Here is a 17,207-nt window from a genome sequence, read left to right as displayed (position 1 = left end):
GGGGCCCCTTCCGCTGTCCGGGCGCGGTCAGTCCACGATTCCGTCCGCGGTCTCGACCTCTTCGCGGGTGATCCCGAGCAGATACAGCACGGTGTCCAGGAAGGGGACGTTCACCGCCGTGTGGGCGGCCTGACGGACGACCGGCTTGGCGTTGAAGGCGACACCCAGTCCCGCGGTGTTCAGCATGTCCAGATCGTTGGCACCGTCACCGATCGCCACCGTCTGCGCCAGCGGCACCCCCGCCTGCTCCGCGAAGCTGCGCAGCAGCCGGGCCTTGCCCGCCCGGTCCACGATGTCGCCCACGACCCGGCCGGTGAGCTTGCCGTCGACGACCTCCAGCGTGTTGGCGGAGGCGAAGTCGAGTCCGAGACGCTCCTTGAGGTCGTCCGTGACCTGGGTGAACCCTCCCGAGACGACGCCCACTTGATAGCCGAGCCGCTTCAGCGTCCGGATCAGGGTGCGGGCACCGGGAGTCAGCCGGACCTCCGCCCGCACCTTCTCCACCACCGACACGTCGAGCCCGGCCAGCAGCGCCACGCGTGCGTGCAGGGACTGCTCGAAGTCGAGCTCGCCGCGCATCGCCTGCTCGGTCACCGCGGCGACCTCGGCCTCGCAGCCGGCGTGGGCCGCGAAGAGCTCGATGACCTCGTCCTGGATGAGCGTCGAGTCCACGTCCATGACGACCAGCCGCTGCGCCCGGCGGCTCAGCCCGGCCGACATGACGGCGATGTCGACACCGATGTCGGCTGCCTCCGTCGCCAGCGCGGTCCGCAGTGCCTCGGTCCCGGTGCCGGACACGGCGAACTCGACGGCGGTGACGGGGTACTTCGCCAGCCGGAAGATCCGGTCGATGTTGCCGCCGGTGGAGGTGATCCTGGCCGCTATCGACGCGGTGGACTCCGCGGTCAGCGGGTGCCCCAGCACGGTCACATGGGAACGGCCGGAGCCGCGGGGACGGTTGTCGCCCGTGCCCGAGATGATCTCGGCCTGCAGCTTCAGCGACTCCGCCCAGCTGTGCACGGTCGCCCGGAGGTCGCCCTCCGTCGTGCCGTCGGGCGTCGGCGAGGTCACCAGCGCGCACAGGACGATGCGGCCACGGGTGACGACCTGCTCGATGTCCACGACGTCGACGGCGTAGGCGGCAAGAGTGTCGAAAAGTCCGGCCGTGATACCCGGCCGGTCCTTCCCGAAGATCTTGACGAGAAGAGTGGGGGCGTCCGTGTCCCGAGGGGGCTCGGGGGGCTCAGGAGACCGGGGTGACCGAGGTGGCTGAGATGCGCTCATGGTGGTCCCACCGTATAGGGCGGCGGGTCGGGCTCCGAAGCCGTCCCGAGTGGCGGACAGCCCGTGGCCGGCCCCGGCGCGGACGCCGGTCCGGGGGACGGGCGCCGCGGATGGGATGCTCCGGACCCATTTCTCCCGAGTCGCCGGAGAGGACGGAGAGCCTCCGCGCGCTCTTCACGCCGCCCGGCTTTCCGTTACGGGACCGCTCCTGGAATAGTTCCCCACGATGTTCAGCATCCCTAGGCTCCCTGCGACGGGGGCGACACGGGGGACAACTAGTGGGGCGCGGAGTGCCGGAACTCGTACTGGAATTGAATGGAAGGACCTGGGCGCTCGATCCGTCCAGGCCGTACACCCTCGGACGTGATCCGCAGGGCGACCTGATGATCGACGACGCCAGAGTGTCGTGGCGGCATGCCACGATCAGCTGGAACGGCCGCAGCTGGTCCATCGAGGACCACGGCAGCACGAACGGCACCTACGTGCAGGGCCGGCGCATCCAGCAGATGGAGATCGCCCCGGGGACGTCGGTCCACCTGGGCAACGCCACCGACGGCCCGCGCGTGAGCCTCACCGCCGCGGCGGGCGCCGGGCTCCACGGCGGGCAGGCGGCGGGAGCGCAGCAGCAGGCGCCCGTACCCCCCGCGCAGGCACAGCAGGCCCCGGCGCAGCAGCCCCAGCACCAGCCCCAGCAGGGCGCCCCCGGCTGGCCCGGCGGTCCGGCGCAGCAGCCGGCGGCCTGGCAGCAGGCACCGCAGATGCAGCAGCAGATGCAGCAGCCCCCGGTCCCGCACCAGCAGGGGCACGCCAACCCGCCCGGCGCGGGCGGGCACGGTGGCGCCGCCGGAGCGCCGCCGGTCTACGGCGACCGCAGCCCGACCACGTTCCATCAGCTGGACCTCGGCCGGGTCATGCGCATCGGCCGTGCGTTGGAGAACGAGCTGGTCGTCTCCGACCTGCAGGTCTCGCGACTGCACGCCGAATTCCGGGCGACGCCCGACGGCCGCTTCGAGATCCGCGACCTCGGATCCCACAACGGCACGTACGTCAACGGTCAGCCGCTCAGCAAGTCCGGCTCCGCGCTGATCGGCCCGAACGACATCGTCGGTGTCGGTCACTCGACCTTCCGGCTGGTCGGGGACCGGCTGGAAGAGTTCGTCGACACCGGTGAGGTCTCGTTCTCGGCCCGCCATCTCACGGTCACGGTCGACGGCGGCAAGGACATCCTCAAGGACGTCTCGTTCGGCGTCCCGGAGAAGTCGCTGATCGCCGTCATCGGCCCGTCGGGCTCCGGCAAGTCCACCCTGCTCAAGGCGCTCACCGGCTACCGGCCCGCCAACCAGGGTGACGTCCTCTACGACAACCGGAACCTGTACAAGCAGTTCGCCGAGCTGAGGCAGCGCATCGGCCTGGTCCCGCAGGACGACATCCTGCACAAGGAACTCACGGTCACCAGGGCGCTGCGGTACGCGGCCAAGCTCCGCTTCCCCGCGGACACCACCGAGGCCGAGCGCACCGCCCGGATCCACGAGGTCCTCGCCGAGCTCAAGCTCGACATCCACAAGGACAAGAAGATCACCTCGCTCTCCGGTGGCCAGCGCAAGCGCGTGTCGGTCGCCCTGGAGCTGCTGACCAAGCCGTCACTGATCTTCCTGGACGAGCCGACCTCCGGCCTCGACCCGGGCATGGACCGCGATGTGATGCAGCTGCTGCGCGGTCTCGCCGACGACGGCCGTACGGTCCTCGTGGTCACGCACTCCGTGGCCGAGCTGGCCATCTGCGACAAGCTCCTCGTGATGGCGCCCGGCGGGTCCGTCGCCTACTTCGGCCCTCCCGAGGAGGCGCTGAACTTCTTCGGCTACACCAGCTGGGCCGACGTCTTCTCCGCGTTCGAGAACTACCGCGACTACGACTGGGCGGGACGCTGGCGCGGCTCGCAGCACTACCAGATGTACGCCGCGGACATCGACGCCGTCGCCGCGCAGCCGGTGCACATGCCCCCGCCGCAGCAGATCCGCCCCCCGAAGCCGTCGGGCTGGGCGGCCCAGCTGTGGACGCTGATGCGCCGCTACATCTCGGTGATCGCGTCCGACAAGGGGTTCCTGCTCCTCATGGTGCTCCTGCCGGCCGTGCTCGGTGTCGTCAGCGTGGTCATCCCCGCCGAGTTCGGCCTGGCGGAGCCCGATCCGCCGTCCCGCTTCAACGGCAAGGCCGGGACCATCATGCTGATCCTGGCGGTCGGCATGTGCTTCGCCGCCGCGGCCAACTCCGTACGAGAACTGATCAAGGAACGGGTGATCTACGAGCGGGAGCGGGCCACCGGGCTCTCCCGCTCCGCCTACCTGCTCTCCAAGGTGATCGTCCTCGGTGTGATCACCGCCTTCCAGGGCGTGATCATCTGCGGGATCGGCTTCTCCACCCGCCAGCTGCCGGAGGAGGGGCTGTTCATGCCCCCCGCCGTGGAGATCTGCCTGTCGATCATCGTGCTCGGGTTCGTCTCGATGATGTTCGGCCTGATGATCTCCGCGCTGGTGAAGACCGCCGAGAAGACCATGCCGCTGCTCGTCATGTTCGCCATCGTCCAGGTCGTCTTCACCGGTGTGCTCTTCCAGGTCTACGGATCGCCGGGCCTGGAGCAGTTCGCCTGGCTGATGCCGTCGCGCTGGGCGGTGGCCGCGGCCGGTACGACGCTCGACCTCGCCCACCTCATGCCGCCGTGGGACCCGAAGAAGCCGACCGACCTGGACCCGCTCTGGGAGCACTCGGCCGGCCAGTGGGGGATCAACATCACGGTGATGCTCGTGATGAGCGCCGTCCTCTTCGTCGCGGTCTCGCGGATGCTGCGCCGCCATGAGCCCGAGGTGATGCGCAAGTAACGCCGCCGGGCCCGCACCGGCCCCGCAAACGCCCGAGGGCGGCACCCCGTGGGGTGCCGCCCTTCGGCATGTGCCGGCCGGTCACGCGACGCTGCGGACCGGCAGGTCAGCTCTGCCAGGTCATGCTCGGTGCGTGGCTCAGTACGCGCTGTCGACGTTGTCGATCGAGCCGTACTTGTCCGCGGCGTAGTTGGCGGCCGCGGTGATGTTGGCGACCGGGTCGTACTGGTCGTGCTTGGTGCCCTTGACGTGGTAGAAGTCGAAGGTCGGCTTGATGACCTGCAGCAGACCCTTCGAGGGGATGCCGTTGATCGCGTTGATGTCCCAGTTGTTGATGGCGCGCGGGTTACCGCTGGACTCGCGGATGATGTTGCGGTGCAGGCCCTCGTACGTACCGGGGATGTTCTTCTTGTCCATGATGGCGAGAGCCTCACGGATCCAGCCGTCCAGGTTGTTGGCGTAGACCGGCTTGCGGTCGGCCGCGCGGCTGGCCTTCTTGGCGGAACGCTTCTTCGCGTCGGCCTTGGCCTTCGCGGCGGCCTTGCTCTTGGCCTCGGCGACGGCCTTGGCCTTCGCCTCCGCCTTGGCGGCGGCCTCCTTCTTCTCGGAGGCGTCCTTGGCCTTGGCCGCGTCGGCGGCCTTCACCAGCTGCTCGGCCGTCGAGTTCTTCTCGATCGAGCCGGCCTGGATGTTCTTGGCCTGCGAGCCGGTGTAGGCGACCGGCGCGGCAGCCGCGGCGGCCTGCGGCTCGGTCGTGGCCGAAGCGTCGTCGGGGACGAGCGAGAAGGCGAGAGCGGCGGCGGCCAGGGTCGAGACCCCCGCGACGGAGAGCTTCTGCGCCTTGTTCAGGCGACGGCTACGGCTGGAGATGCGGGACACGGACATACAGTCGTACCTCTTCGAATTGCAGGGGTCCTCGGCGAGGACGAGACGGAAGAGCCGAGGCATCTCCGTCGGGGACAGATGCAATTCTTAGCGCCAGCAAAATGGGGTGGCAAAGGTGTGACGTACGAAGCCGGGTAGTGGAACGGGGTCTTGTTCCTACCTCCTTGTCCGGTTTGAACCCTGGCAACTTGCCCGTTTTACGCCAACTATCCGACTTCGTAAGTGACGTGGGTCCTATGCCTGGGCTCACATGGGGACCCCTTCGCGCTCACGAAAAGTTGCTCCAGTAATGCGGAGCGTAAGCGACTTATCGGGCAGGGGGCAGCAACAGGTGGGCGTCCCCGAACTCGTGCCAGAGATACCGGTGCTCCAGGGCCTGGGCGTACCCCCGCCGCAACGTCTCCTGCCCCGCGACCGCCTCCAGCATCAGCAGGTGGGAGGCCTCCGGCTCGTGCAGCCCGGTCAGCAGCCCGTCCACCACCCGCACCCCTCGCTGCGGCGTCACCACCAGATCCGTCCACCCCGCCGAGGCCCGCACCACCGCGTCCTCGCCCGCCGCGGACTCCAGGGCCCGCACCGCCGTCGTCCCCACGGCGATCACCCTGCCCCCGCCCGCCCGAGCCGCGTTCACCAGCCATGCCGTGGTGTGCGGCACCTCGAAACGCTCCGGGTAGGGCGGCTCGTGCACCTCGGCCGAGGCCACGCCCGTATGCAGCGTCAGCGGCGCGAACTGCACCCCGCGGCTCACCAGTGCCGCCACCAGGCCCGCGGTGAAGGGCCGCGCCGCACTCGGCATCTCCGCCGAGCCGCTCCCGTCGGGCGACGGCACTGCGAACACCGTCCGGTACGCCGACAGCGGCTGGTCCCGTTCCGTGTACGCGTACCGGATCGGGCGCCCGTACCGGCTCAGCAGGCCGGGCACGTCCCGCGGCACCCGCGCCCACCAGAGCCTGGCCCCCTCGCGCGGACCGAGGGGCTCGTCCAGGACCAGTGCCTCCCCGCCCGGGAGCCGTACCGCCGCTCCCGCCGGGCCGCCGGGACGCGGCCGGGTCGTCCCGTCACCGTCCGGCCGGCGCAGCTCCACCGCCCACCGGCCGTCCTCACCCCGGGTCGAGAAGTGCACGACGACCCGCTCACCCCCCAGGCGGCCGTTGACCGCGGCCGCCAGCGTCATCGACGTATTGACCACCAGGACGTCCCCGGCCCGCAGCTCCCCGGGGAGCTCCCTGAACCTCCGGTGCGTGACCGCCCCGCCCCGTGATACCAGCAGCCGTACGTCGTCACGTCCCGCGCCCCGCTGCTCGGCCGGCACCCGCGCCGAGAGCTCCGGAGGCACCCGCAGGGAGTCCAGGGCGGTCACCGCTCCGCCCGCCGGTCCGAGTCCAGCAGCGCGGAGGCCGTGTACCTGCCACTCGCGGGGCGCAGCTCCAGCAGCCGTACGAAGGCGGGTGCCACGCTCTCCGGACGCGGCCGGGGCCCGGGGTCGTCCGGCACCGCCGCCGTATAGAGGTCCGTCCCCATGTCCCCGGGGTCCACCGCCCACACCCGCAGTCCCGGCTCCTCCTCGCCGAGCACCGCGGCCAGCTGGTCGAGCGCCGCCTTCGACGCCCCGTAACCGCCCCACGTCCCGTACGGCTCGGTGGCCGCGTCCGAACTCACCGTGACCACCGCCCCGGCCGCCGAGGCCCGCAGCAGCGGCAGCGCCTCCTGCACGAGCCCGAGCGCCGCGACCACATTCGTCTCCAGCGCCTGCCGCAGCCCCGCCGGCGGCAGCGCCTCCAACCGCACGAGCGGCTCGGTACCCAGCGCGCTCGCGTTGCTCACCAGTACGTCGAGACCGCCCAGCTCCCCGGCGGCGGCCACCAGAGCCGCGCGGTGCGCCGGATCCGTGACGTCCCCGGCCACGGCCACCACGCGTGTCCCGTACCGGCCGCCCAGCTCCGCGGCCGTCGCCCGGAGCACGTCCTCCGTCCTGGCGCCCAGCACCAGATCCCAGCCCCTCCCCGCCAGAGCCGCGGCGAGCGCGCGCCCCAGCCCCTTCGAACCGCCCGTGATCATCGCGATCGGCATGACAGCCATCCCCTCGAACCTCGTGGAGTTCCGACGCCACCAAACGTAGGAACGGGGCGAGGCCCGCCGCCTCGTCCATCGGCCGCAGCGGCGTACGGCACTTGGGACTAGGTCCGGAGCTCCGTACGACGGTGGTCCACAGCCCGATACGGGGGTGGTGGGCCCGCCGGTACGGTGAGCACATGAGTCATCGCCCACCGTCGGGCCTCGCCGCTGTCAGCGCCGCGCTGCTCGCCATGAGCCGGCATCTGGAGATGAGAGACGTCCTCAAGACGATCGTCGCCTCGGCCCGCGAACTGCTGGACGCCGAGTACGCCGCCCTCGGCGTGCCGGACGACCACGGCGGCTTCGCCCAGTTCGTCGTCGACGGCGTCAGCGACGAACAGTGGAAGGCCATCGGACCGCTGCCCCGCCAGCACGGCATCCTCGCGGCGATGCTCCACGAGGCGAAGCCCCAGCGGCTCGCCGATGTCCGCGAGGACCCCCGCTTCGAGGGGTGGCCCGACGCGCACCCCGACATGTCCGACTTCCTCGGCCTGCCCATCCAGGACGGCGACGAGACGATCGGCGCACTCTTCCTCGCCAACAAGCGCTGCACCGGCCCGACGGCCGGCTGCAACTTCACCGAGGAGGACGAGGAGCTCCTCGGGATCCTCGCCCAGCACGCCGCGATCGCCCTCACCAACGCCCGGCTCTACGAACGCAGCCGTGAGCTCACCATCGCCGAGGAGCGCTCACGGCTCGCGCACGAGCTGCACGACGCGGTCAGCCAGAAGCTCTTCTCGCTCCGGCTCACCGCCCAGGCCGCCGCGGCCCTCGTCGACCGCGACCCGGTCCGTGCCAAGGGCGAGCTCCAGCAGGTCGCCACCCTGGCCGGGGAGGCCGTGGACGAGCTGCGCGCGGCCGTCGTCGAGCTGCGCCCCGCCGCCCTGGACGAGGACGGCCTGGTCGCCACGCTCCGTACCCAGATCCAGGTCATGGACCGCGCCCACACCGCCCGGGTCACCTTCGAGAGCGCCGGGGTGCGCGCCCTGCCCGCCGCCCAGGAGGAGGCGCTCCTCCGGGTCGCCCAGGAGGCCCTGCACAACGCCCTGCGCCACTCGGGCGCCGGGCAGGTCACCGTCACCCTCAGCCGGCACACCTCGTCCACGGTGCTGCGGATCACCGACGACGGCCGCGGCTTCGACACCCACGCCGTCCGGCGCGCGGGGCGTCATCTGGGGCTCGTCTCCATGCGGCACCGGGCCGGCGGCGTCGGCGGCCGCCTCACCGTCGCTTCGGAGCCCGGCAAGGGCACCACGGTCCAGATGGAGGTCCCCTGTGGCTGACAAGATCATCAAGGTGCTCCTGGTCGACGACCACCAGGTGGTCCGCCGGGGTCTGCGTACGTTCCTCGAGATCCAGGACGACATAGAGGTCGTGGGGGAGGCGTCGGACGGGGCCGAGGGCGTCGCCAGGACCGAGGAGCTGCGGCCCGACGTGGTCCTGATGGACATCAAGATGCCGGGTACGGACGGCATCGAGGCGCTCCGCAGGCTCAGGGAGCTGGAGAACCCCGCCAAGGTGCTGATCGTCACCAGCTTCACCGAGCAGCGCACGGTGGTTCCCGCCCTGCGGGCGGGCGCATCCGGTTACGTGTACAAGGACGTCGACCCGGACGCCCTGGCCGGGGCCATCCGCTCGGTGCACGCCGGCCATGTCCTGCTCCAGCCGGAGGTCGCCGGCGCGCTGCTGGCCCAGGACGACACCGGGAACGGCACGGGGCGGGGGAGCACCCTGACCGAGCGGGAGCGGGAGGTGCTCGGACTGATCGCCGACGGTCGCTCCAACCGGGAGATCGCCCGCGCGCTTGTCCTGTCGGAGAAGACCGTCAAGACGCACGTCTCGAACATCCTGATGAAGCTCGACCTGTCGGACAGGACCCAGGCCGCGCTGTGGGCGGTCCGGCACGGAGCGGCAGGCTGACGCGGGCGCCCGTACGCCGGACACGTTCCCAGGGCCGGTTCGTAGGACAACCTCGTGCAGGTCGCGGTGAATCCCGGTGAACGTGGTCGGCAACACGGTCGACGTGGTGGGCCTGCTCAACCCGCCCTTCGGCAACTTCGGCCTGAACGGCTGACCGACGCCTCGCACCCGCCGCCGGGCGCGCTCACCCGAGCCCGCCCGGCAGCCGGGGCCCGGCGCCTGCCCGGCCCGCTACCGCCCCCGCTCCTCCACGTACGCGTTGTAGGCCGCGACCTGCGCCCGCCGGGCCACCCGCTCCACCGGTCGCAGCGCCTCGCCCCGGGCCGCGATCTCGGAAGCACTCACCGCTCCGCCGTGTCCGTTCTCATGGGCCACGGCCACCAGCAGCCCCACGCGCTGGGCCAGCTCCAGCACCCGCACCGCACGGGGCGGATAGCCCGGAGCCAGCACCTCCCGCCCCCGCTCCGCCCGCGCCCGGTAGGCGTCCACGGCGGCCTCCGCGACCGGGCCGGACCCGGCGACATCCAGTCGCGACAGCACCGCCGTCGCATCCCGCAGCGCCTCGGCGAGCTCCCGCTCCGCCTCGCTCAGCGACGGCACATCGGCGGGCGGCGCCTCCCGGACCGGCAGGCAGCGCCACACCACCTCGACGTGCAGATCCCCGGCGGGCCCCACCTCACTCACCTCCGGCACCAGGCCGTACGGCGCCCCGGACGTGACCACCGCCTCCTCCGCCTCCAGCGCACGGGCGTTGAAGTCCGGCGGCCCGCTGAGCCCCAGCGGATGACCGGGCACCGGCAGCGCGACCCGGAAACCGGTCGCACCGAGCCCCCTCAGCCGGCCGAGCGCCAGCGTGAGCCCGACGGGCCCCGCCTCACCCGGCAGTCCCTCGATGCGGTGCACCGCATCCTCGCCGACGATCGCGAGCGCCGCGTCGTCCGGTGACACAAGTCCGGCCAAAAGCGCGTTTCCCCATGCGGCAAGCCGCCCTGAGCGTGGTTCCGAAAGCATGGGAACAGCCTAGGGAACGGCCCCAGGGCCTGAGCACTCCTCGGGTGGCGTAGGTTTTCCCTGGGAGCTGTGCCCACAGGCACGCGACGATCTCGACACTGTATGGGGAGACAACGCGCCATGAGCGATGTACTGGAGCTGGTGGACGTATCCGTGGTCCGCGACGGACGCGCTCTGGTGGACGACGTCTCCTGGTCGGTCAAGGAGGGGGAGCGCTGGGTCATCCTCGGACCGAACGGCGCCGGCAAGACCACCCTCCTCAACATCGCCTCCAGCTACCTCTTCCCCAGCACCGGCACGGCCAAGATCCTCGGGGAGCGGCTCGGCGGGGTCGGCACCGACGTCTTCGAGCTCCGCCCCCGCATCGGCGTCGCCGGCATGGCCATGGCCGAAAAGCTCCCCAAGCGGCAGACCGTGCTGCAGACGGTGCTCACGGCCGCGTACGGCATGACCGCCACCTGGCACGAGAACTACGAAGCCGTCGACGAGGAGCGCGCCCGCGCCTTCCTCGACCGCCTCGGCATGACCGAGTTCCTCGACCGCAAGTTCGGCACGCTCTCCGAGGGAGAGCGCAAGCGCACCCTCATCGCCCGCGCCATGATGACCGACCCCGAGCTGCTCCTCCTCGACGAGCCCGCCGCCGGGCTCGACCTCGGCGGGCGCGAGGACCTGGTCCGCCGGCTCGGCAGGCTGGCCCGTGACCCGTACGCCCCCTCCATGGTCATGGTCACCCACCATGTCGAGGAGATCGCGCCCGGCTTCACCCATGTCCTGATGATCCGTCAGGGCAAGGTGCTCGCCGCCGGACCCATGGAGACCGAGCTCAGCTCCCGGAACCTCTCCCTCTGCTTCGGCCTGCCACTCGTCGTCGAGCACCGCGGCGACCGCTACACCGCACACGGACTGCCCCTCGGTCAGTAGTCGCACCACAGCCAACCTCCTCTGCGCCCTGTCGGGGAAGGCACTCGCGGTCCTACGATGACCATGTGGACATCGACGCGTGGGTGTGGTGGCTGATCGGCGCGGTGGGACTGGGCATCCCCCTCGTCCTGACCGCGATGCCCGAATTCGGGATGTTCGCCGTCGGAGCGGTGGCCGCGGCCGTCGTGGCGGCCCTCGGTGGCGGCATCGTCGCCCAAGTCCTGGTGTTCGCCGTGGTGTCGGTCGCCCTGATCGCGGTCGTCCGCCCGATCGCGGCCAGACACCGGGCGTCCAGGCCCGGCGAGGCCACCGGCATCGACGCCCTGAAAGGCCGTCAGGCCGTCGTCCTGGAACGGGTGGACGGCAGCGGCGGGCGCATCAAGCTCGCCGGCGAGGTCTGGTCCGCACGCTCCCTCGACGGCGACCAGATCTTCGAACCCGGCCGACAGGTGGACGTCGTGGACATCGACGGTGCAACGGCCGTCGTCATGTGAGCGAACCGGTCGCACGGCAGGCCGCAGTCTGCCAGACTCGAAGTCGATCATCATGAGAACGAAACCGTCTTGACCGCTCGACCTCGATCACCGCGATCCGTCGGCAACCGAAGGGCACGAGGCACACGATGCAACCGATCATCATCGTCCTGATCATTCTGGTGGTGCTCGTCTTCATCGCCCTGATCAAGACGATCCAGGTCATCCCGCAGGCCAGTGCCGCCATCGTGGAGCGCTTCGGCCGCTACACCCGCACGCTCAACGCCGGGCTGAACATCGTCGTCCCGTTCATCGACTCGATCCGCAACAGGATCGACCTCCGCGAACAGGTCGTCCCCTTTCCGCCCCAGCCGGTGATCACCCAGGACAACCTCGTCGTCAACATCGACACCGTCATCTACTACCAGGTGACCGACGCCCGCGCCGCGACGTACGAAGTCGCAAGCTACATCCAGGCGATCGAGCAGCTCACCGTCACCACGCTCCGCAACATCATCGGCGGCATGGACCTCGAGCGGACCCTGACCTCCCGCGAGGAGATCAACGCCGCGCTGCGCGGAGTCCTCGACGAAGCCACCGGCAAGTGGGGCATCCGCGTCAACCGCGTCGAGCTCAAGGCCATCGAACCGCCCACCTCCATCCAGGACTCGATGGAGAAGCAGATGCGCGCCGACCGTGACAAGCGCGCCGCCATCCTCACCGCCGAGGGCATCAGGCAGTCCGCGATCCTCACCGCGGAGGGCGAGAAGCAGTCCGCGATCCTGCGCGCCGAAGGTGAGGCCAAGGCGTCCGCCCTGCGCGCCGAGGGCGAGGCCCAGGCCATCCGTACGGTCTTCGAGTCCATCCATGCCGGAGACCCGGACCAGAAGCTCCTGTCGTACCAGTACCTCCAGATGCTCCCCAAGATCGCCGAGGGCGACGCCAACAAGCTCTGGATCGTGCCCAGCGAGATCGGCGACGCCCTCAAGGGCCTCAGCGGTGCGTTCGGCAACCTCGGCGGCGGCGCCCCCGGCTTCAACACCGGCACGGAACGCCGGGAGCAGCCCCCGGTCGAATGACCCCGAAACACCTTCGTGCATGATCAGTGAGGCCCCTCGACCTTCATGGCGGGGAGGCGTCACTGACCATCGAAGGAGATGGCTTTGTCCATCTGGGAAATGCTCGCGGTCTTCGCGGCCGGGATCGGCGCGGGCACGATCAACACCATCGTCGGCTCGGGAACGCTGATCACGTTCCCCGTCCTGCTCGCCACCGGACTGCCCCCGGTCACCGCGACCGTGTCCAACGCACTCGGCCTGATCCCCGGCTCCATCAGCGGCGCCATCGGCTACCGCGAGGAACTCGTCGGCCAACGCCGCCGCATACTGAAGCTGAGCGCCGGGGCGCTGATCGGCGGACTCTCCGGGGCCACCCTCCTGCTCGCCCTGCCCTCCACCGCGTTCGAGACGATCGTCCCCGTCCTCGTCACCCTCGCGCTGGTGCTGGTCATCCTGCAGCCCCGCATCAGCAGAGCGGTACAGCGCCGCCGCGACCGCACCGGCACCCCCGCCCGCCTCGACGGCGGCCCCCTGCTGTTCACCGGGATCATGCTCGCCAGCGTCTACGGCGGCTACTTCACGGCGGCCCAGGGCATCATCTACCTCTCCCTGATGGGCATGCTGCTCGACGACACGATGCAGCGCCTCAACGCCGTCAAGAACGTCCTCGCCGCCGTCGTCAACAGTGTCGCCGCGCTCTTCTTCCTCTTCGTCGCACACTTCGACTGGACGGCCGTCGTGCTCATCGCGGTCGGCTCGGCGATCGGCGGCCAGATAGGTGCCAGGGTGGGCCGCCGGCTCAGCCCGGGATTCCTGCGCGCCCTGATCGTCGTCGTCGGTACCGCGGCCATCGTCCAGTTGCTGCTGCGCTGACGGGCGGAGCCCGTCCCTCCGGTACGAGGGACGGGCTCCGCACATGTTCATGTGGGGGAGACGCGGCGCCTACGCCGCGGAGTGTGCCAGCCACTCCGGCAGCGCCGACCGGCCACCGGCACCCAGCGCGAGCAGCATCGCGTCCGCCGGCGAAGGCACGAACGGCTCCCGCAGCAGCGGCATGCCCGCCTGCTCCGGCGTCCGAGCCGCCTTGCGGTGGTTGTCCTCCGCGCACGAGGCCACGGTGTTCAGCCAGGTGTCCTGGCCGCCCTGGGCCCGCGGGACCACGTGGTCCACGGTGCTCGCCCGCCGCCCGCAGTACGCGCACCGGTGTTGGTCCCGTATGAGGACACCCCTTCTGGACCACGGCGCGTGTCTTCGGAACGGCACCCGTACGTACCGGCAGAGCCTGATCACCCGGGGTACCGGAATGTCCACGGCGGCACCCCGCATACGGAGCCCGGGATGCGACTGCTCGACGACGGCCTTGTCCTGCAGGATCAGGACCACCGCACGGTTGAGCGTCACCGTCGACAGTGGCTCGAAGCTCGCGTTGAGTACAAGTGTGTCCCGCATCCTGCCCACCTCCCGTGTGCCGCCCGTCTGTCGGCGGGCCCGGATCAACTCTGTCCGGGCGAGCCGTGATGGACAACGCAATAAAAAGTGCCCTGCCCTGATCTCTCCAAGACCAGGGCAGGGCAAACAGCAGGCGAACCTTCAGCTTTCGGGGGCGGCGTACTCCCCGATCAGCTGGGCACGGCCCAGTGTGTGGAACCGCAGGTTGAAGCCGACCACGGCGGGCGAGGCGTCGCTGTCGGGCCCGAGCTTCTCGGTGTCCACCGCGTACACGGTGAAGACGTAGCGGTGGTTCTCACCGGCAGGGGGCGCGGCACCGCCGAACTCCTTCGCCCCGTAGTCGTTGCGGACCTGGACGGCGCCCTCGGGCAGCCCCTTGAACGCCCCGCTTCCGGCACCGGCCGGGAGCTCCGTCACGGAAGCGGGGATGTCGAAGAGCACCCAGTGCCAGAACCCGCTGCCCGTCGGGGCGTCAGGGTCGAAGCACGTCACGGCGAAGCTCTTCGTCTCCGCGGGAAAGCCCTCCCACCGCAGCTGCGGCGAGGTGTTCCCCGCCGCGAACACCTGGGCGTCCGCGAGTACGGCTCCCGGCGCGAGGTCCTCGCTCACCACGGTGAACGAGGGGACCTCGGGATGGAAGTCGTGTGGCAGCGGCGCCCTCTTCGGCTCGGTCACGTCAGCACCTCTCCTGATCGGCTGTGCGTTCTTCCCACCCGACCCTAGAGGGTGCGTCAGAGCCAGTTGCGCTGGCCGCCGACTTGCGCGAGCCACTGGTTGAGATACGCGGCCCAGTCGGTGCCCTGGAAGTCGTTGAGACCCACCTTGAAGGCACGGTAGGAGTCGCTGCCCTCGCTGAACAGCCCCGGCTTCTTGTCCATCTCCAGGATGACGTCCATCTCGCGGTCGTCCGCGACGAAGGTCAGCTCCACCTGGTTCAGCCCCCGGTACTGCTGCGGGGGAACGAACTCGATCTCCTGGTAGAACGGCAGACGCTGGCGCGTGCCGCGGATGTGACCGCGCTCCATGTCGGCGCTGCGGAAGCCGAAGCCCAGCTGCCCGAAGGCGTCCAGGATCGTCTGCTGCGCGGGCAGCGGGTGCACGTTGACCGGGTCCAGGTCGCCCGAGTCCAGTGCGCGCGCGATCTCCAGCTCCGTGGTCACCCCGATGTTCATGCCGTGCAGCTGCTGCCCGGCGAACATGGTGATCGGCGTCTCCCAGGGGATCTCCAGCCCGAACGGCACGACGTGCACGGCGCTCGCCTGCACCGCGAAGGCGCCACCGAGGCGCAGCTTGGCGAACTCGATGTCCTGCTTGGTCTCCTGGTCGCCGCCCTCGACCTCGACCCGCGCCTGCAGACCGACCGAGAGCCCCTCGATCTGCTGGTCCACGGACCCGCCCTGGATCCGCACCTCGCCCTGGACCACCCCGCCAGGGACGACATTGATTTCGGTGAGTTCGGTCTCGACCGAAGCACCGCCGGCACCCATGCTCGCGAGCAGCCGCTTGAAGCCCATGTTTTCCTCCTAGGTCCTGTCCCCTACATACGCGCCATGACCGTAGCCGGTTCCCGTCGTCGCGACCCCAGTACCCTCGGACGCCATGAACAAGGGCATGGACCGTACGCCGCTCACGCGGGAATTCTTCGACAGGCCGGTCCTGGGGGTGGCACCGGATCTCCAGGGCCGCATCCTCGTCCGGAGCACGGACAGCAGTGTGATGTCCGGGCCACCGGGTCACTCGTACGTCTACTGGACCTACGGCATGCCCAGGCGGTCGGCATGAACGTCGACCTGCTCGCCCATCCTGCCGAAGAGGTCGCGCCCAAGCTGCTCGGGACCGTCCTCACCTGCAAGACCCCCGAGGGAACCGTGAGCATCGCCATCACGGAGACCGAGGCGTACTCCGGGACGGCTGACCCGGCTTCCCATGCCTACCGAGGTCGGACACCCCGTAACGCCGTCATGTTCGGACCCGCAGGACACCTTTACGTCTACAGGTCCCACGGCCTCCACTGGTGCGCGAACGTCGCCACCGGGACGGACGGCATCGCCTCGGCAGTCCTCATCCGGGCAGGCAGGGTCATCGAGGGGGAAGACCTGGCCCGCGAGCGGCGAGGGGAGAAGGTAGAGAGCCCACGCCTTGCCCGAGGTCCGGGGAACTTCTGCCAGGCACTCGGCATCACGGCGGAGCACGACGGCGCAGACCTCCTGAAAGGCACCTCGGTCGTGTTGTCCGAGGGTGAGCCCGTACCTGCCGCGCTGATCCAGGTTGGTCCTCGGGTAGGCGTGAGCAAGGCCCACGACTGGCAACACCGGTTCTACCTCGCCGGTGATCCGACGGTCTCGGCGTACCGACTGAGCCCGAGAGCCAAGCCGAATTGAGCGGGTCGCGGCGGCGTGGCAGTCCTTGACCGGCTGGCTTGCCGAGCACGCTCCCCTCCTCTCGTACGCCTCCTTCCTGCCGCACGCGACGGACGAGGAGACAGCCGACGACTCCCAGCTGAGGTGGCACCTCGGGTTCGGGCTGCCTGTGGAGCTGGGTGCGCTGTGGCGAATGTGCGGTGGTGTGGAGCACCAGCACATCGAGGCCGGCGAGATCGGCACGGGGTCGGAGACGGCCCGCAAACGTCGATTCTCGGCCCGGCACGACAGAGAACTGGCCAAAGGCCCGGCGCGTCCGGCCACCGCCCTCGACGTCGACCGCGCATGGAACGGCGTCGATGTGGTGGCGGGCCGGCGGCTCACTCTGCCCGTCCTGCAAGGTTCCCCGCCGCCCCCCGACCAGGTGCGGAACGGTCCTCGCACGGATGTGGGCGGAGACAGCCCTCACCGGTCGTGGCGCTTCTGGACCGACGGCGACCCCATGGTCAGCCGTCCCGCGCCCACGTGCCGCGCCGCAGGGCAACTTGACTCGCCCCTGCTGTTTCCCTAATGTAGTCCGAGCCGCTTGAACGGATGCAGTTGTTCTTGGCACGGTCCATCGGGCCGGGTCGAAGCATCGTGAGAGGGCCAACCACTACCTACGATTCACCCCTGGCGGGTGCAATTTCGGCATGCCGAAATTCGCCCGACGACTCGATTATGAGTCACCGAGGAAATCGGCTAATGTAGTGACCACGCCGAAAGGGAAACGCGAAAGCGAAGAACTGGAAAGCGATTGAGCAGGAACCCGCTTCGGCCGGGAATCGGACACGAAAGAGTCTGATAGAGTCGGAA

17 protein-coding genes and 2 pseudogenes are annotated in these 17,207 nt (G+C 70.0%); 11 read left to right on the top strand and 8 right to left on the bottom strand.

The window, feature by feature from the left end:
• Positions 1–27: 27 nt before the first annotated feature.
• Positions 28–1,284: a phosphoserine phosphatase SerB gene (gene serB, locus ACIQM3_RS21165; protein WP_401626558.1), complete on the bottom strand. Its 1,257-nt coding sequence runs from the start codon at positions 1,282–1,284 to the stop codon at positions 28–30.
• Between the two features lie 278 nt (positions 1,285–1,562).
• On the opposite strand from serB, the gene ACIQM3_RS21160 reads away from it, so the two are divergent.
• Entirely contained in the window at positions 1,563–4,160 is a 2,598-nt protein-coding gene (locus tag ACIQM3_RS21160; protein ID WP_401626556.1) for an FHA domain-containing protein, read from the top strand.
• Positions 4,161–4,298: 138 nt separating this feature from the next.
• Here the strand turns inward: ACIQM3_RS21160 and ACIQM3_RS21155 are convergent, their stop codons facing one another.
• The 3 genes from ACIQM3_RS21155 to ACIQM3_RS21145 all read right to left on the bottom strand — a co-directional run bounded on the left by ACIQM3_RS21155 (position 4,299) and on the right by ACIQM3_RS21145 (position 7,115).
• The gene (locus tag ACIQM3_RS21155) at positions 4,299–5,045 is read right to left on the bottom strand and encodes a transglycosylase SLT domain-containing protein (RefSeq protein ID WP_401626554.1); all 747 of its coding nucleotides are present in this window, start codon (positions 5,043–5,045) and stop codon (positions 4,299–4,301) included.
• 307 nt (positions 5,046–5,352) lie between these two features.
• Entirely contained in the window at positions 5,353–6,405 is a 1,053-nt protein-coding gene (locus ACIQM3_RS21150; RefSeq protein ID WP_401626551.1) for an S-adenosylmethionine:tRNA ribosyltransferase-isomerase, read from the bottom strand.
• On the bottom strand, positions 6,402–7,115 hold the full coding sequence (locus ACIQM3_RS21145; protein ID WP_401627421.1) for an SDR family NAD(P)-dependent oxidoreductase: 714 nt from the start codon (positions 7,113–7,115) through the stop codon (positions 6,402–6,404). The genes ACIQM3_RS21150 and ACIQM3_RS21145 overlap by 4 nt, the downstream gene beginning before the upstream one ends.
• Positions 7,116–7,297: 182 nt before the next feature.
• Here ACIQM3_RS21145 and ACIQM3_RS21140 point away from each other — a divergent pair, with 182 nt between their 5' ends.
• The 3 genes and pseudogenes from ACIQM3_RS21140 to ACIQM3_RS21130 all read left to right on the top strand — a co-directional run.
• Positions 7,298–8,443: a GAF domain-containing sensor histidine kinase gene (locus tag ACIQM3_RS21140; RefSeq protein ID WP_401626548.1), complete on the top strand. Its 1,146-nt coding sequence runs from the start codon at positions 7,298–7,300 to the stop codon at positions 8,441–8,443.
• The gene (locus ACIQM3_RS21135) at positions 8,436–9,080 is read left to right on the top strand and encodes a response regulator transcription factor (RefSeq protein WP_099175983.1); all 645 of its coding nucleotides are present in this window, start codon (positions 8,436–8,438) and stop codon (positions 9,078–9,080) included. The genes ACIQM3_RS21140 and ACIQM3_RS21135 overlap by 8 nt, the downstream gene beginning before the upstream one ends.
• A gap of 70 nt (positions 9,081–9,150) precedes the next feature.
• Positions 9,151–9,234: pseudogene (locus ACIQM3_RS21130) on the top strand (chaplin family protein); the annotation flags it as partial.
• A 77-nt stretch (positions 9,235–9,311) separates the two neighbouring features.
• On the opposite strand, the gene ACIQM3_RS21125 reads toward ACIQM3_RS21130, so the two are convergent.
• Complete coding sequence (locus ACIQM3_RS21125; RefSeq protein WP_401626545.1) at positions 9,312–10,091, bottom strand: hypothetical protein; 780 nt, start codon at positions 10,089–10,091, stop codon at positions 9,312–9,314.
• Positions 10,092–10,211: 120 nt separating this feature from the next.
• On the opposite strand from ACIQM3_RS21125, the gene ACIQM3_RS21120 reads away from it, so the two are divergent.
• The 4 genes from ACIQM3_RS21120 (at position 10,212) to ACIQM3_RS21105 (ending at position 13,416) form a co-directional block, all read left to right on the top strand.
• The gene (locus tag ACIQM3_RS21120) at positions 10,212–11,012 is read left to right on the top strand and encodes an ABC transporter ATP-binding protein (protein WP_401626542.1); all 801 of its coding nucleotides are present in this window, start codon (positions 10,212–10,214) and stop codon (positions 11,010–11,012) included.
• Between the two features lie 65 nt (positions 11,013–11,077).
• Complete coding sequence (locus ACIQM3_RS21115) at positions 11,078–11,506, top strand: NfeD family protein (protein WP_401626539.1); 429 nt, start codon at positions 11,078–11,080, stop codon at positions 11,504–11,506.
• A 128-nt stretch (positions 11,507–11,634) separates the two neighbouring features.
• Complete coding sequence (locus ACIQM3_RS21110; protein ID WP_104790097.1) at positions 11,635–12,564, top strand: SPFH domain-containing protein; 930 nt, start codon at positions 11,635–11,637, stop codon at positions 12,562–12,564.
• Between the two features lie 84 nt (positions 12,565–12,648).
• Positions 12,649–13,416, top strand: coding sequence for a sulfite exporter TauE/SafE family protein (locus ACIQM3_RS21105; protein WP_401626536.1), 768 nt, complete (start codon positions 12,649–12,651; stop codon positions 13,414–13,416).
• 69 nt (positions 13,417–13,485) lie between these two features.
• On the opposite strand, the gene ACIQM3_RS21100 is transcribed toward ACIQM3_RS21105, so the two are convergent.
• From ACIQM3_RS21100 to ACIQM3_RS21090, 3 genes are all read right to left on the bottom strand, one after another.
• Positions 13,486–13,992 (bottom strand): HNH endonuclease, encoded by a 507-nt coding sequence (locus tag ACIQM3_RS21100; RefSeq protein WP_104790099.1) that lies wholly within the window; start codon positions 13,990–13,992, stop codon positions 13,486–13,488.
• A gap of 141 nt (positions 13,993–14,133) precedes the next feature.
• Positions 14,134–14,667 carry a YbhB/YbcL family Raf kinase inhibitor-like protein gene (locus ACIQM3_RS21095; RefSeq protein ID WP_401626533.1) on the bottom strand — a complete coding sequence of 178 codons (534 nt, stop codon included), beginning with the start codon at positions 14,665–14,667 and terminating at the stop codon, positions 14,134–14,136.
• A gap of 56 nt (positions 14,668–14,723) precedes the next feature.
• Complete coding sequence (locus ACIQM3_RS21090) at positions 14,724–15,506, bottom strand: sporulation protein (RefSeq protein WP_401626530.1); 783 nt, start codon at positions 15,504–15,506, stop codon at positions 14,724–14,726.
• Positions 15,507–15,591: 85 nt separating this feature from the next.
• Between ACIQM3_RS21090 and ACIQM3_RS21085 the strand changes: the two genes are divergently transcribed.
• The 3 genes and pseudogenes from ACIQM3_RS21085 to ACIQM3_RS21075 form a co-directional block, all read left to right on the top strand.
• The gene (locus ACIQM3_RS21085; RefSeq protein ID WP_401626527.1) at positions 15,592–15,774 is read left to right on the top strand and encodes a 3-methyladenine DNA glycosylase; all 183 of its coding nucleotides are present in this window, start codon (positions 15,592–15,594) and stop codon (positions 15,772–15,774) included.
• Positions 15,771–16,373, top strand: coding sequence for a DNA-3-methyladenine glycosylase (locus tag ACIQM3_RS21080; RefSeq protein WP_401626524.1), 603 nt, complete (start codon positions 15,771–15,773; stop codon positions 16,371–16,373). The genes ACIQM3_RS21085 and ACIQM3_RS21080 overlap by 4 nt, the downstream gene beginning before the upstream one ends.
• A gap of 199 nt (positions 16,374–16,572) precedes the next feature.
• Positions 16,573–16,901: pseudogene (locus ACIQM3_RS21075) on the top strand (DNA-3-methyladenine glycosylase); the annotation flags it as partial.
• Positions 16,902–17,207 lie beyond the last annotated feature (306 nt).

The organism is Streptomyces sp. NPDC091271 (assembly GCF_044757505.1).
GTDB lineage: Bacteria > Actinomycetota > Actinomycetes > Streptomycetales > Streptomycetaceae > Streptomyces.
This window is presented reverse-complemented; position numbering and strand designations above follow the sequence as displayed.

Bases quoted from the DNA above. Each gene is read 5' to 3' on its own strand.
- serB (WP_401626558.1), bottom strand. From the start codon at position 1,284: ATGAGCGCATCTCAGCCACCTCGGTCACCCCGGTCTCCTGAGCCCCCC.
- ACIQM3_RS21155 (WP_401626554.1), bottom strand. From the start codon at position 5,045: ATGTCCGTGTCCCGCATCTCCAGCCGTAGCCGTCGCCTGAACAAGGCG.
- ACIQM3_RS21145 (WP_401627421.1), bottom strand. From the start codon at position 7,115: ATGCCGATCGCGATGATCACGGGCGGTTCGAAGGGGCTGGGGCGCGCG.
- ACIQM3_RS21140 (WP_401626548.1), top strand. From the start codon at position 7,298: ATGAGTCATCGCCCACCGTCGGGCCTCGCCGCTGTCAGCGCCGCGCTG.
- ACIQM3_RS21125 (WP_401626545.1), bottom strand. From the start codon at position 10,091: ATGCTTTCGGAACCACGCTCAGGGCGGCTTGCCGCATGGGGAAACGCG.
- ACIQM3_RS21120 (WP_401626542.1), top strand. From the start codon at position 10,212: ATGAGCGATGTACTGGAGCTGGTGGACGTATCCGTGGTCCGCGACGGA.
- ACIQM3_RS21110 (WP_104790097.1), top strand. From the start codon at position 11,635: ATGCAACCGATCATCATCGTCCTGATCATTCTGGTGGTGCTCGTCTTC.
- ACIQM3_RS21100 (WP_104790099.1), bottom strand. From the start codon at position 13,992: ATGCGGGACACACTTGTACTCAACGCGAGCTTCGAGCCACTGTCGACG.
- ACIQM3_RS21090 (WP_401626530.1), bottom strand. From the start codon at position 15,506: ATGGGCTTCAAGCGGCTGCTCGCGAGCATGGGTGCCGGCGGTGCTTCG.
- ACIQM3_RS21085 (WP_401626527.1), top strand. From the start codon at position 15,592: ATGAACAAGGGCATGGACCGTACGCCGCTCACGCGGGAATTCTTCGAC.
- ACIQM3_RS21080 (WP_401626524.1), top strand. From the start codon at position 15,771: ATGAACGTCGACCTGCTCGCCCATCCTGCCGAAGAGGTCGCGCCCAAG.